Below are 13462 nucleotides of genomic sequence, written 5' to 3'. Positions count from 1 at the left end.
GAAGGCTGGCGAGCCTCGAAGCGCGTCGACGTTCGAGCGTCGTGCAAATAAACGCCAGCCACCACGGAAGGGGATCGCAGCGATGGTTTCTGGCGAGCAGCTTCAGGACTGGCGTTCTCACGCCCAGCGGATCGAAAACGAAGTCGCGAGAGTCGTCGTCGGTCAGCAGCAAACGCTGAGGCTCATCAACGTCGCGTTGTTCGCACGCGGCCACGTGCTGCTCGAAGGCGGCGTGGGGGTCGGCAAGACGACCGTGTTGCGGGCGTTCGCGCGCGTGGTCGGCGGCGACTTCGAGCGCGTCGAAGGGACGATCGATCTGATGCCGGGCGACCTCGTCTATCACACCTATGTCGATGCCGACGGCAAGCCGCGCATCGAACCGGGCCCGCTGCTGCGCCACGGCGAGCAGCTGACCACCTTCTTCTTCAACGAGATCAATCGCGCGCGTCCACAGGTCCAATCGCTGCTGTTGCGCGCGATGGCCGAACGTTCCGTGTGGGCGTTCGACCGCGAGCACCGCTTTCCGCACATGACCGTATACGCCGACCGCAACAAGGTCGAGAAGGAAGAGACCTTCGAGCTCGCGTCGGCGGCGCGCGACCGCTTCCTGTTCGAGCTGAACATGCCGACGCCGACCGACGAGGACGCGCGGCGCAGCCTCGTCTTCGACACGAGGTTCCATGACGTCGACGGCCTGCTCGCGCAACTGACACCGTCGATCGTGCCGTGGGAGCAGTTGAACCGGATCGGCGCGGCGATCCAGCAGGGCGTGCAGGCGAGCGAGACGATCGAGCGCTACGTGCACGACATCTGGCAGGCGACGGAAACGCCGGCGCGCTTCGGCATCGCGCTCGACGGCGTCGACATGGAGCAGCTGATTCTCGCGGGCGCAAGTCCGCGCGGCATGAGCGCGCTGCTGCGGGCCGCGCGCGTGGTCGCGTGGCTCGCGGGACGCACGCATCTGCTTCCGGAGGACATTCACGAAGTGCTGCTGCCGGCGCTGGGGCATCGGGTGTTCTTCACACCGATCTACGAGCTGCGCCGCCAGGAGCTGGCCGAGGCGCTGATCGCGCGGATCGTCGCGAACGTCGCCGTGCCTCGCTGACCGGCGGCGCGCGCACCACGATGAACGACACCGCGGAATTCCACTACCGTCTGCCGATGCGCGCGGCCGGCGCGCGGCCCGGCTCGCATCCGGGCTCGAGCTTCGGCTCGGGTCAGCAGTTCGCGATGCACGGCCGGTTGTTCGACTACCCGGACCCGCGCCGGCTCGATCTGCGCGCGAGCTTGCGCGCGGCGCGCGACGAGTGGCTCGTGCGCGTGCATTTGCAGCGCGTCGCGGTGCCGGTGTTCGTGATCGTCGACGTATCGGCGTCGATGCGGTTCGGCAGCCGTAAAACGAAGCTGGAGGTCGCCGCCGATTTCGTCGAAGCGCTCGGCCATAGCGCGTTCCGGGTCGGCGACCGGCTCGGCATGCTGGCCTTCGATGGCGGCGAACGCGACGATCTGTTCATGCCGGCGCGCACGGGGCGGGGCACGGGCTCGCTGCTCGCGAGCATGCTGCGCGAACGCGCCGGTGAAACGGCTGATCGTCAGGCGAATGGTCAGGCAGAACGTCAGGCCGGAGGTCAGGCCGGACGCGCGGCCGTCGAAGGATTGCGGCGTTGCGCGATCCGTATCGCTGGACGCCAGGCGCTCGTGTTCGTCGTGTCCGATTTCCACTGGCCGCTCGCGCGACTGTCGTCGGTACTCGACATGCTGGTGCATGCGTGCGTGGTGCCGATGGTCGTGTGGGACGCGGCCGAGATCACGCCGCCGCAGCACGCGTCGCTGCTGGCCGTCAACGATGCGGAGTCCGGCGAGGAGCGTCGCGTGTGGCTTTCCCGCGATGTGCGCGAGCGCTGGCGCGAAGGCGTCGCGCGCCGTCGCGACGAACTCGCCGCGGGGTTCGGCGCGCGCGGCATCCGGCCGTTCTATGTCGAAGGCGCGTTCGATCCGGAAGCGATGTCGCGCTACTTTCTGGAGATGACGGTATGAGCGCGCGCGGTGTGCGCGGTGGCGTCGCTCGTCGGGCGGCGCTGCTTATGCTGATCGCGTCGCTTTGCGGCGCCGCGAGCGCGACGGCCAGCGCCGCCGTGGCGACCGCGCTCGTTCAGGAGCCGCGCGCGTTCGGCTATGTGCTCGGCGATGTGCTGACGCAGCGCGTGCTGCTGGAGGCCAACGATCGGGACATCGGCGCGGTCACGCCGCCTTCGGTCGGACGCACGGGCGTGTGGCTCGAACGCCGGCCCGTGACGCTCGAAACCGATGCCAACGGCCGCAAGTGGATGGTGATCGCGTATCAGGTCGTCAATGCGCCGCAGACGCTCACGCAGATCACGTTGCCCGCGTTGACGCTGACGTCGGCGGCGGGCACGCAATTGCAGGTCGCCGAATGGCCGGCGAGCATCGGACCGTTGACGCCGCAAACCGCGTTCGCCGCAGGGGATTTGCAGCCGCTGCGGCCCGATCGTCAGGCACCCATGCTGGGCACGGCCGGCTGGCGCCGGCAGATCGCGTGGGCGCTCGGCCTGCTGCTCGCGACCCTGCTCGCGTGGGCGAGCTGGTGGTGGGCGCGCAACCGACGCGAGGCGGCACGGCTGCCGTTCGCGCGTGCATGGCGGCAGATGCAGCGGCTGCCGGAGGCGCCCGCTGCTTCATCGAACGATGCGTGGGTCTGCCTGCATCGCGCACTGAACGAAACCGCTGGCCAGGTCGTGCATGCGGCTTCGCTATCCGCGTTGCTCGCGCGCGCGCCCTATCTGCAACCGCTGCGCGCGCAGCTCGAACGTTTCTATCTGGCGTCGTCCGAGCGCTTTTTCACACCGGCGCCGAAGGCCGTCGGGAATCCCGGCGAGCTTTCGTTGCACGCGCTGTGCCGTGCGTTGTATCGGGCGGAGAGGCGCCATCAGCGATGACCATGAGCCTCGATTTCGCCCTGCCGTGGATGCTGGTGCTGCTGCCGCTCGCCGCGCTGCCGCTGCTGCGGCGACGCAGCGACACGCTGGTGTTTTCGAGCGTCGCGTGGCTGCCCGCCGACGATCTCGGACGCGCGGCCGGCTGGCTCGTACGCGGCGGCGCGGCACTGGCGATCGCCGCGATCGTCGTCGGGCTGGCGGGGCCAGGGCGCTCGCAGTTGCAGGTGCTGCGCACCGGCAGCGGCGCGCAGATCCTGATCCTGATGGACCGCAGCGCGAGCATGGACGAGCCGATGGGCAGCAAGGGCGTCGAGGCGCCGCGCGGCGACTCCAAGAACCACGTGGCGCGCGCCGCGTTGACGCGCTTCGTCGAGCAGCGGCCCAACGACCGGCTCGCGTTCATGATGTTCGGCACCAACCCCGTGCTGGCGATGCCGTTCACGTACAACCATCGCGTGATCGAGGCCGCTGTCGCGGCGACGGCGATTGGCCGTGGCATGCCGGACACCGAGCTCGATCGCGGCATGCTCGCGGCGATCGCGCAGTTCGACGGGCGCTTGTCGTCGGGCCGCCGCGCGATCGTGCTGGTCTCCGATGGCGGCGCGTTGCTCGACGAAACGATGCAACGGCGCATCGAGGCGGGACTGCGACGCAACCGGATCGCCCTCTACTTCATCTACTTGCGCAGCAGCGTCTTCAGTCCCGATCTGAACGCGACGCAGCCCGTCAGCGGAACCTCGGCCGAAGCGCAGCTGCATCGCTTCTTTCTGACGCTCAGGACACCGTATAGGCTGTTTCAGGCCGAAGACCCGAAGGCGATGATGGCGGCGATCGCGGAGATCAACCGGCAGCAGAACGCGACGACGACGTTCGTCGAGCATCTGCCTCGCCAGGACCTGAGTCTGTACTGTTTCGCGCTCGCGCTGTTCTGTTCGGCGCTGCTGGTGCTGCTGCACCAGTTGCAGATCAGGAGCTGGGCATGAAGCGCGCGCTGATCCACACGCTGTTCGGCACCGTGGCGATCTGTTGCGCCGCGTGGGCCGCGTCTGGCTTCGTCCGTCTGCAGCACGCGGAGCGCGTCGATCAGGCCATTCTCGCGACGAACGCCGCTGCGCGCGACCAGGCTGCCGGCGACGACTCGCGCGAGGTTCAACTGGCCCGCGCGATAGCGCTGTCGAAAGCGGGCGCGTATGACGCGGCGGCGCGGCTCTATAACGGTCTGATCCCCGAGGGCAGCCCGCCTGACGAAGTCGGCCGCGCGGCGCTGTTCGATCTCGGCAACCTGTACCTGCGCGAAGGCAGCGGCGACACGGCGCAGACGGTCAGGTCTCTCGCGATGATCGGTGAGGCCAAGGCGCGCTACCGGCTCGCGCTGCGCGCGGCGCCCGACGATTGGGACGCACGCTACAACCTCGAGCGCGCGCTGTGGCTTGCGCCGGAAACGCCGTCCGCGCTCGCCGGGCCCGATGTGAAAGAGCAGCACAACGTCAAGCTGCGTGACCCGCAGAGCCAGGACTTGCCATGAGCGGCGTCTCGCGCGAGCGCGGCTTCGCAAGCTGGCGTCAGGCGTTGACGCCGCTCGCGCTCGTCGCATTGATCGCGGCGGTTGCGATGCCGGACGTCACTTTGCCGCGCAACACGTTTAACTACATCGTGACGTTCGATATCACGCAAAGCATGGACGTCGAGGACGTGGTGCTCGACGGCGCTCCGGTCAGCCGGCTCAAATTCGCGCAGGCCTCGATGCGCGACGCGCTCGGGCGCTTGCCGTGCGGCTCGAAGGTCGGCTGGAGCGTGTTCACGGGGCAGCGGGTGTTGCTGCTGATGGCGCCGGTCGAAGTCTGTGGCAACTACGACGCGCTGCTGGTGTCGCTCGACGGCATCGACGGGCGCATGCGCTGGACCGACTGGAGCCGCATTGCCGAGGGCGGTGTGTATTCGGCCGTGCGGGTCGCGCAGGAGGTCGGCGGCGCGGCCATCGCGTTCGTCACCGATGGTCAGGAGGCGCCGCCGGTATCGGCGGCGCGCCCGCTGATGGAGGGCATCAATGCCGCGCGAATCAGGGGCTGGCTGATCGGCGTCGGCGGCGACCAGCCCGCGGCCATTCCGAAGACCGACGCCAACGGTAACCGGATCGGCTACTGGCAGGCCGACGACGTGATCCAGCTGCCGACGCCAGGCTCCGGTGTCGAGGCGCAAACGCACGAGGAGTTGTCCGAATTGCGCGGCGAGTACCTTGCGTCGGTGGCGGGGCAGACTGGTCTCGACTACCGGCGCCTGCTGAACGTGACATCGTTCGGCGATGCGCTGCTCGATGCGCGCTTCGCTCGCCGCGAACCGGTGCCGACCGATCTGCGTTGGTGTCCAGCGCTGCTCGCGTTGCTGCTGCTCGTCGCGCGCTTTATGCCGGATGCCGTTCTCGCATGGCCGCGCGCCTGGCGAAAGCGCATTCGAACGATCGTTTTGCAGATCGCGCCGGCATTCAATGGCCGGCCGACACGAGTCGACTGACTCACGCGAGCGCGAACGTTGACGCTGCAACGGTTGAAGGTGCAGGTATCCAATCGAGCAGCGTAGTTGCTTGCGAAACCTCGCAAGAGTTGCCGGATTCGTTCGACTCACGAGGCTTACGCCAGAAGCTCTTGCCGGTCTTCGTGGCCGGAGAGCGTTGCCAGGAATCATTCTCAATCGGTCCACTTCGACGTCGACTCCAGCGCCGAGTCGCGAAGGCGCATGCGCTCGCCACGCACGCGAGATACCTAACACTTTGACCTACCAGTACGCCAATGACTGACTACAATGTCTGAGTGCAAGCGACGCTGCAAGGCGCTCGGTTCGACGGGTGCGCCGTGTCATGTGACATTTCAATTCCTTCACTGGAGGCATGCGATGACGTGCCAAAACGAGAGGATTGTCGGAGCGGTACTCGTCTTGATGAGCGGCTACGCGTTTGCGGGCGGCCCCTTCGGCGATGTGCCGCAAGCGATGATGGTCGCCAACATCGTCGCGTCGCCCGTCGAAGTCGTGCCGCCGATTCCCGAGCCTCGGCACTACTTCGAGCAGCAGCGCTATGCGATGGAGTATCACGGGGATCAGGGCAAGCCGTTCTTCGCGCAAATGGAGAATTACTATAGTGTGGACGTGACGCGCGATGTCCAGCTCGGCACTGCGAAGGCATTGGTGTCGTCCGGACCGGAGTTCGCGCCGGTGTCCGAACCGGGCGCAAAACCTGTCGCGCAAAATGCTTCGAATCCTTTGCATCTGGGTCCATCTACCGCGCCGCAATTGTCCATCGTTCAGATGAACAGTTCAGTGTTGTCGATAGGCGAGTCACCGCAGCGACGCTTGTCCTTGACGATCGACGACTGGGTGTTCTCCGGCACCGCGCGCGTCGCGGTTCTGCATTCTCACGATACGGGCGCGACGCTGATCGTCAAACGTCGCTACTGAGTGATGTCGGACGGCCGCGCATTTCACGTCGACGAGTCACGTCGACGAAAAGCGCTCGCGATACACCTGCGGCGCCACGCGCAGCTGACGCACGAAGCTGCAGCGCATCGTTTCCTCGCTGCCGAATCCACACCGCGCCGCGATTCGTTTGATCGACCAGGATGTCTCGCTTAGCAAGCGCTGTGCCGCTTCGATGCGCAACTGCTCGACCGCGCGGGCCGGCGTGCGGCCCGTTTGCGCCTTGTAGTGGCGCATGAAGCTGCGCTCGCTCATATGAAGCCGTCGCGCGAGCGCGGGTACCGACAGGTCGGATGCGAGATGCGACGTCATCCATGTATGCAATTCGCCGAAACGGTCGTCGGCATGTTGCAGCGACAGCGTCGCGCTGAACTGCGACTGACCCCCCGGCCGCTTCAGAAACACGACGAGCTCGCGCGCGACATCGAGCGCCAACGCGCGCCCGTGATCCTCTTCGAGCATGGCCAGCGCGAGGTCGATGCCGGCGGTGACGCCCGCCGATGTCCAGATAGCCCCGTCGCGAATAAAGATTGGATCGGCTTCGACGCGCAGTTGCGGATACGCCTGCGCGAGTTCGTCGCAGCGCCCCCAATGCGTGGCGACGCGGCGGCCGTCGAGCAGTCCCGCCTCGGCGAGCAGGAACGCGCCCGAGCAGACCGAGGCAACGCGTCTGCAATGCGGCGCATGGCGCTGCGTCCAGCGGATCAGACGCTGATCGGCCGATGCCTGACGAATCCCCCAGCCGCCCGGAACGATCAGCGTATCGACCGGCGCTTTCACCGAGCGCAGCGAACCGGCGAGTACCGCAAGTCCCGACGACGACGTGACGGGCCCGGCTTCGGCTGCCACGACGCGGGGTGAGTAGAGTTCGTCGAGCCCACGCTGCGCGACGAGTTCATTGGCGGACGCAAATACCTGCAGCGGACCGCTGACGTCGAGCAGTTGCATGTTGGGGAAGGCGAGCAGCACGATGGAGGGGGGAGCGCTGGACATATCGTGTGTAACAGGGGCTGTAAGAGGGAGCGCGCGCGCGTGGCAGAAAAACTGGGGTTAATGGCAGTCTTGCCAAAGCCTACGCGCATAGAATCAATCCGTCCACCTGGAAGACGCGGCGGATCACGTGTTTCGATTTCTCCCTGAATAAGGTATCCCTATGAACCTGCAAATCGGTTTTCTGGTGTTTCCGAAAGTACAGCAACTCGATCTGACTGGCCCGCACGACGTACTTGCATCGTTGCCGGGCGCCACGATGCATCTGATCTGGAAGACACGGGAGCCCGTGGTGTCGAGTAACGGGCTCGTGCTGACGCCGAGCACGACCTACGAAAACTGCCCGCCGCTCGACGTGATCTGTGTGCCAGGCGGAAGCGGCGTGACCGACCTGTTGCAAGACGAGCAAACGATCGACTTCGTTTGCCGACAGGCCGCCAGCGCGCGCTACGTGACGTCGGTCTGCACCGGCGCGTTGCTGCTTGGCGCGGCCGGCTTGCTGCGCGGGCGGCGCGCGACGACTCACTGGGCGTTTCACTCGCTGCTTGAACCGCTCGGCGCGATACCGACACATGCGCGTGTGGTCCGCGATGGCAATCTGATTACCGGCGGCGGCGTGACGGCGGGCATCGATTTCGGGTTGACCGTCGCGGCCGAACTGGCGGGCGCAGAAGAGGCGCAGGCGATCCAGCTCGAACTCGAATACGCGCCAGCCCCGCCGTTCGACGCGGGAGATCCGGCGTTGGCGCCGCAAGCGGTGGTGGAACTGGTCCGGCGACGGTCGGCGGAAGGCTTGGCCGCGCGGCGCCGGGTGGTGATGGAGATCGCGCAGAGAAGCTAAGTCTTGCATGCGGGTACGGGCATTCCATTAAACTGTGTGGCTCTACCCGTTTCCGCCAGTCGGATCGATGCGATGAAGTACGGCGAATTTTCCCCGGGGCACTGCCCATGCGCGTAGGCAAGCCCGTCAAGGCACTGCCGCAGCCGTCATGCGACTACTGCGGCAACCGTGCGTTGCTCGCGCGTTACGGCGACGAATCCTACCCCTATCGCAGCGATCAAGGGCCGCTGTGGATCTGCACCGCATGTCAGGCGTGGATCGGCGTTTATTCGCGCAGCAAACACAACCTGCCGCTCGGCCGCCTTGCCGACGCAACGTTGCGCGAGTCGAAGAGCAAGCTGCAGGATGCGCTCGAACCGCTCGTTGCCGGGAAGGTGCGCCGCGATGGTGTCAACGCGTTCGAAGCCCGCGCGAGAGCGATCCGGTGGGTCGCGACCGAGCTTGGCTTCGATCCGGTTCCGGCGAGCATTCACGCGTTCACGCCCGAGCAGTGCGAACAGGCGCTGCGTTATGTCGAGGCCTTTGTCGAGGCTCGGCGTGCGAGATAGCGTGATATCCTCAAGCGATTAGCATCCTTCATTCCTCCAATACCACCCCGCCATACCGCCTTCCCCGCGCCTCTTCACCCCCCCAAATTGGCAGTTCTCGTGCGATGCGGCCCGGCAGTCGGATCGCACCTGCGTTCGGGTGCAAATTTCCGGTTGCGTCCGCCGCTATCGTGAACTACAAATCTAAAGTTACGCTGGCTCGATTTTTGGCGGGCCGGGCTTCCGTTCAGAACCGTTCGAACGACAGGGAGAGTGCCGTCATGAGAATGCGCCCCGATCCTACCTTTCATGCATCGCCGAAGCTCGCGATGGATGCGCCGGCGGAAGAATACGCGTACACGGTGCTGCTAAGTCCGGACTCCTCGCAGCCCGACGCGCTCGCCGTGATCGACGTGAAGCCCGGTTCGCCGACTTATAGCCAGGTGGTCCACACGGTGCCGGTGCCGAACAAGGGCGACGAATTCCATCACTTCGGCTGGAACGCGTGTTCGTCCGCGTTGTCGCCGTTGACGGGCCACGCGTTTCTGGAACGTCGCTATCTGATCATTCCGGGCATGCGCTCGTCGCGCATCTATATCGTCGATACGAAGCCGCATCCGACCCAGGCGAAGATTCACAAGATCATCGAGCCGGAGGAAATTTTCCGCAAGACCGGCTATTCGCGTCCGCACACCGTGCATTGCGGACCGGAGGGCATCTACGTGAGCACGCTCGGCGGTGGTGGCAAGGACGGCACCGACGGGCCGCCCGGAATCTTCATCATGGACTGCCAAACATTCGAGGTGCTGGGCCGCTGGGAAATCGAGCGCGGCGCGCAGGAAAAGCATTACGACTTCTGGTGGAATCTGCCGCGCGACTACATGGTGTCGACCGAATGGGCGCTGCCGCCGCAATTCGAAAACGGCATCGTGCCCGAAGACCTGCTCGCGAACAAATACGGCCACCGCGTGCACTTCTGGGATCTGCGCGCGAGGCGCAACGTGCAGACGCTCGATCTCGGCGCGAATCATCAGATGGCGCTCGAAGTGCGGCCCGCGCACGACCCGAGCCGCGAGTACGGCTTTATCGGCGTCGTGGTCGATACGACGAATCTGGAAGGGTCGATCTGGACCTGGTGGCGCGAAGGCGGCCACTTCCACATCGAGAAGACCGCGACCATTCCACCGGAGCCCGCGCATGCCGACGAGTTGCCGCCGCTGCTGCAAGGTTTCGGCGCGGTGCCGCCGCTCGTCACCGACATCGATCTTTCGATCGACGATAAATTCCTCTACGTCTCCTGCTGGGGCACCGGCGAGATGCGCCAGTACGACGTGAGCGAACCGCGCAAGCCGAAATTGACGGGCTCGGTGCGCATCGGTGGAATCGAACATTGCGCGCCGCATCCGAACGGCAAGGCTTTCGCCGGCGGTCCGCAGATGGTCGAGATCAGTCGCGACGGCAAGCGCATCTACTGGACCAACTCGCTCTATTCGACGTGGGACGACCAGTTCTACCCGGACGGTGTGCCCGGCGTGCAAGTCATGGCGCATGCCGACCCCAATGGCGGTCTCGAGCTCGCCGAAGATTACTTCGTCGAGTTTCCCGCCGGCTATCGCGCGCACCAGATTCGCCTCGAAGGCGGCGACTGCTCGACCGATTCGTTCTGCTATCCCTCGGTGGGCGTTTGAGCGGCGCGGTGTCGCCGCAAGCGGCACTGTGGCTGGCCGTCCTCGCGAGCGGTGTGTATCACGGACTCAATCCGGCGATGGGGTGGCCGCTCGCGGTGTCGAACGCGCTGATGCAGCGGCGCTCGCAAGCGCTGGTCGTAGCGCTTCTTTATCTCGCGGCGGGGCACGCGCTCGCCATATTGCTGATGATGCTGCCGTTCGCGATGCTGGCCAGTGTGCTCGCGTGGCAGCGTCAGATGCAGATCGGCGCGAGCGTGCTGGTGATCGGCTTCGGTCTGGTGTTGCTGATGCGCCGGCGCCATCCGCGCGTACTGGCGAGAATTCCGCCGTCGCGGCTCGCGCTCTGGTCGTTCGCGGTGGCGATCGCGCACGGCGCCGGCTTGATGCTGGTGCCGATCTACCTCGGTCTGTGCCGCGCAGACGCAATGGACAGCGCGCACCAAGCCGCCCAAACGCTGATCGAAACGAGTCTGCGCATGGCGCTGTCGGTCTCCGCGGTGCATGCGGCCGCGATGACGATGGCCGGCGGCGTGCTCGCATGGCTCGTTTATCGCTACCTTGGGCTCAGGTTCGTGTCGCGCAGCTGGTTCAATCTTGATGCGGTATGGGCGTCGAGTCTGATTCTGGTGGGCGGCGTGTCGCTGGCGTTGAACGCGGTGGCAGCGGGCGTTTCCGGTTGATTTCGACGCGGCCGATCCGGCCGATGAGGCTCCCGGGCACAGCATATGCTGCGTAGCTTCGGTGCAGGGACGCCATTCCGTGCGGGGTCCTGATTTTTCCTCTCGTCATCTACACCCGGAGAAGATCATGCCGCTGAAGAAAGGGACATCGAAAGAGACCGTGTCGCACAACATCAAGACCGAGTCGAAGCATGGCAAGCCACACAAGCAGGCTGTCGCGATCGCGTTGAATCAGGCGCGCAAGTCGGGCGCGAAGATTCCGAAGAAGAGTGAGAAATAAGCGGTTCAGCACGCGCGGTCGTACCCATGACCGACAGGCCGCAGAAAAAGCGCGCGCATGGCGACCCGCAATCGGAGCCAGCGGATGTCGAACCCGATCAGCATCCGGCGAAGCTCGACGATTGCCGCCGTTGCGCGCTCTGGCGCAACGCGACTCAGGCCGTGCCCGGCGAAGGGCAGCGGCATGCGTCGATCGTGCTGGTCGGCGAGCAACCCGGCGACATGGAAGATCTGCAGGGCAAGCCCTTCGTGGGGCCGGCCGGCGCGTTGCTCGACAGCGCGCTCGAAGAAGCGGGCGTCAAGCGTGACGACGTCTACGTGACGAACGCCGTCAAGCATTTCAAGTGGATCGCGCGCGGCAAGCGTCGCTTGCACAAAACGCCCGCTCAGCGTGAAGTGGATGCTTGCGGCTACTGGCTGGAGCAGGAGCTCGACATGCCGCATGTGCGCGTGGTCGTGGCACTGGGCGCGACCGCGTTGAAAGCGGTTCTTCACGACTCGCACGCGCGCTTGCAGGACGCGTTCGACAAAACGCTCGAGCGCGGCGAGCAACGCGTGGTCGCGACGTACCATCCGTCGTTTGCGCTGCGCGCGCCGGACCCTGAAACGCGTCGCGAGGTGTACGAACGCATCGTCGCGGCGTTGCGCACCGCACAGAAGCTGGCCCACGGCGGCAAGCGCTCAGGGTGACGCCGGCACGTGCGTCGCTCGTAATCCGAGGCTTTTCATCAATCGTTGTGCGTCGAACGGCGCCCGAGCTTTTACATCGTTGTCGAAGTAGCAGTAGACGTCTCGCGCGGCTCGGCGAGGCGGCCTGAGTTGCGGCGCGATCAATCGCGCGTCGGCAGGCTGGGAGCCGCCGCGCCATGCATCGATTCGCTCGGCCCATCGTTGCAGAGCGTCGTCTCCATACGAACCCGAGTATTTGGCTTCGCTGCCGTGCAGGCGAAGATAGACGAAGTCCGCCGTCAGATCTTCGGCGACGGGCCACGGTTCGGTGGAATCTGAAACGACGAGCGCGACCCCGTAATGCCGAAGCAAGGTCACGAACGCCGGATCGACAAAGCTCGCGTGGCGCACTTCGACCGCGTGACGCAAGTTCCGCTTGCGATCGATGGCGACGTAAGGCGTCTTGACACGCGCATCATGTTGCTTCGCCAGCGCCGATGCGCTCGCGACGTCGGACGGTAACACGCTCAGAAAGCGCTCCATTGCCTCGGGCTCGAATCGGAACGAGGGCGGAAATTGCCATAGGATCGGACCAAGCTTTTCGTTCAACGCGAGTAGCCCCTGCGCGAAGAAGTTCGCGATGCCGACACGTGCGCTCGCATCGCGAAACCGCAGCATATGAGTCAGATAGCGCGCGCCTTTGATGCCAAACACGAAGCCGTCAGGCGTTTGCGCGTACCAACGCTGCCAGCTATCGAGCGATTGAAGGCTGTAATGCGTGCCGTTGATTTCGATCGTGCCGAATAGCGCCGACGCGTACTGTAATTCCGCTGCATGTTTGAGATCCTCTGGGTAAAAGCTGCCGCGCCAACCTTGGTAGCGCCAGCCGGAAATGCCGATACGTACATCGCCGGTTTTCTTCATTCGCGCGTCGAGTCCGGCGGAATGGGGTTCGGCGTCCGGCTCCGACTCGACGGATCGTAGCGTCATTGAATACGCGCGATTTGCTTCGCGACCGCGGCCGGGCTGTCGAAATTGTGATCGGGCAGACGGTCGACCAGATCGACGATGTCGGTATTCGCCTGATTTTTGCGCGCCTGCGCGGCCAGCTTTTCGCGTGTGGTCGGGTAATTCACACCACTGATTGCTTTTTCGACGTCAGCGGGATTCGGCTGACCGGGGTGGCGGTGATCCTGGGAATGGGCGGGGTGCTGTGACATGGTTCCTCCTTGAATGAGTACATCACGACTGCGCGCCTACTGCTACGTGTCGCATATCTCGTGCCTCAGCGCGCGGGCTCGTGTTGAGTTTTCCAGCGGCGCACGTCGTGCGAATGGAAAAGAACCCAGCGATGAGGAACGCG

Annotated in this window: 16 protein-coding genes; 13 read left to right on the top strand and 3 right to left on the bottom strand. The window is 65.2% G+C overall.

Annotation, left to right across the window (positions count from 1 at the left end; all coding sequences use genetic code 11):
• The first annotated feature begins 82 nt into the window (after positions 1 to 82).
• The 7 genes from OKW35_RS46175 (at position 83) to OKW35_RS46145 (ending at position 6407) form a co-directional block, all read left to right on the top strand.
• On the top strand, positions 83 to 1105 hold the full coding sequence (locus tag OKW35_RS46175) for an AAA family ATPase (protein WP_018424618.1): 1023 nt from the start codon (positions 83 to 85) through the stop codon (positions 1103 to 1105).
• A gap of 20 nt (positions 1106 to 1125) precedes the next feature.
• A complete protein-coding gene (locus tag OKW35_RS46170; RefSeq protein ID WP_429555552.1) occupies positions 1126 to 2037 on the top strand; it encodes a DUF58 domain-containing protein in 912 nt (303 codons plus the stop codon).
• On the top strand, positions 2034 to 2957 hold the full coding sequence (locus tag OKW35_RS46165; RefSeq protein ID WP_429555551.1) for a calcium incorporation protein MxaA: 924 nt from the start codon (positions 2034 to 2036) through the stop codon (positions 2955 to 2957). The genes OKW35_RS46170 and OKW35_RS46165 overlap by 4 nt, the downstream gene beginning before the upstream one ends.
• Positions 2954 to 3940, top strand: a complete 987-nt coding sequence (locus tag OKW35_RS46160) for a vWA domain-containing protein (protein WP_429555550.1) — start codon at positions 2954 to 2956, stop codon at positions 3938 to 3940. The genes OKW35_RS46165 and OKW35_RS46160 overlap by 4 nt, the downstream gene beginning before the upstream one ends.
• On the top strand, positions 3937 to 4482 hold the full coding sequence (locus OKW35_RS46155; protein ID WP_429555549.1) for a tetratricopeptide repeat protein: 546 nt from the start codon (positions 3937 to 3939) through the stop codon (positions 4480 to 4482). Before OKW35_RS46160 ends, OKW35_RS46155 begins: the two co-directional genes overlap by 4 nt.
• Positions 4479 to 5468, top strand: coding sequence for an MxaL protein (locus OKW35_RS46150; protein WP_429555548.1), 990 nt, complete (start codon positions 4479 to 4481; stop codon positions 5466 to 5468). The genes OKW35_RS46155 and OKW35_RS46150 overlap by 4 nt, the downstream gene beginning before the upstream one ends.
• Positions 5469 to 5846: 378 nt before the next feature.
• Positions 5847 to 6407, top strand: a complete 561-nt coding sequence (locus OKW35_RS46145) for a hypothetical protein (RefSeq protein ID WP_429555547.1) — start codon at positions 5847 to 5849, stop codon at positions 6405 to 6407.
• Between the two features lie 36 nt (positions 6408 to 6443).
• Here the strand turns inward: OKW35_RS46145 and OKW35_RS46140 are convergent, their stop codons facing one another.
• Positions 6444 to 7418: a GlxA family transcriptional regulator gene (locus tag OKW35_RS46140; protein WP_184067387.1), complete on the bottom strand. Its 975-nt coding sequence runs from the start codon at positions 7416 to 7418 to the stop codon at positions 6444 to 6446.
• 160 nt (positions 7419 to 7578) lie between these two features.
• Between OKW35_RS46140 and OKW35_RS46135 the strand changes: the two genes are divergently transcribed.
• From OKW35_RS46135 to OKW35_RS46110, 6 genes are all read left to right on the top strand, one after another.
• Positions 7579 to 8256 (top strand): DJ-1/PfpI family protein, encoded by a 678-nt coding sequence (locus tag OKW35_RS46135; RefSeq protein ID WP_429403615.1) that lies wholly within the window; start codon positions 7579 to 7581, stop codon positions 8254 to 8256.
• A 107-nt stretch (positions 8257 to 8363) separates the two neighbouring features.
• Positions 8364 to 8804 carry a zinc-finger-containing protein gene (locus OKW35_RS46130; RefSeq protein ID WP_429555546.1) on the top strand — a complete coding sequence of 147 codons (441 nt, stop codon included), beginning with the start codon at positions 8364 to 8366 and terminating at the stop codon, positions 8802 to 8804.
• A 260-nt stretch (positions 8805 to 9064) separates the two neighbouring features.
• On the top strand, positions 9065 to 10471 hold the full coding sequence (locus tag OKW35_RS46125) for a selenium-binding protein SBP56-related protein (RefSeq protein ID WP_429555545.1): 1407 nt from the start codon (positions 9065 to 9067) through the stop codon (positions 10469 to 10471).
• Between the two features lie 8 nt (positions 10472 to 10479).
• The gene (locus tag OKW35_RS46120; RefSeq protein WP_316251716.1) at positions 10480 to 11151 is read left to right on the top strand and encodes a hypothetical protein; all 672 of its coding nucleotides are present in this window, start codon (positions 10480 to 10482) and stop codon (positions 11149 to 11151) included.
• 127 nt (positions 11152 to 11278) lie between these two features.
• The gene (locus tag OKW35_RS46115) at positions 11279 to 11431 is read left to right on the top strand and encodes a DUF6496 domain-containing protein (protein WP_018437257.1); all 153 of its coding nucleotides are present in this window, start codon (positions 11279 to 11281) and stop codon (positions 11429 to 11431) included.
• 26 nt (positions 11432 to 11457) lie between these two features.
• The gene (locus tag OKW35_RS46110) at positions 11458 to 12120 is read left to right on the top strand and encodes a UdgX family uracil-DNA binding protein (protein WP_429555544.1); all 663 of its coding nucleotides are present in this window, start codon (positions 11458 to 11460) and stop codon (positions 12118 to 12120) included.
• On the opposite strand, the gene OKW35_RS46105 is transcribed toward OKW35_RS46110, so the two are convergent.
• Both OKW35_RS46105 and OKW35_RS46100 read right to left on the bottom strand, forming a co-directional pair.
• Entirely contained in the window at positions 12112 to 13023 is a 912-nt protein-coding gene (locus OKW35_RS46105) for a DUF72 domain-containing protein (protein WP_429555883.1), read from the bottom strand. The genes OKW35_RS46110 and OKW35_RS46105 overlap by 9 nt on opposite strands.
• Positions 13024 to 13085: 62 nt before the next feature.
• Complete coding sequence (locus OKW35_RS46100) at positions 13086 to 13319, bottom strand: DUF2795 domain-containing protein (RefSeq protein ID WP_090809131.1); 234 nt, start codon at positions 13317 to 13319, stop codon at positions 13086 to 13088.
• Between the last annotated feature and the right edge of the window lie 143 nt (positions 13320 to 13462).

The sequence above is a fragment of the Paraburkholderia sp. MM5477-R1 genome (genome assembly GCF_050436385.1).
In the GTDB taxonomy this organism is placed as follows: domain Bacteria; phylum Pseudomonadota; class Gammaproteobacteria; order Burkholderiales; family Burkholderiaceae; genus Paraburkholderia; species Paraburkholderia tuberum.
This window is presented reverse-complemented; position numbering and strand designations above follow the sequence as displayed.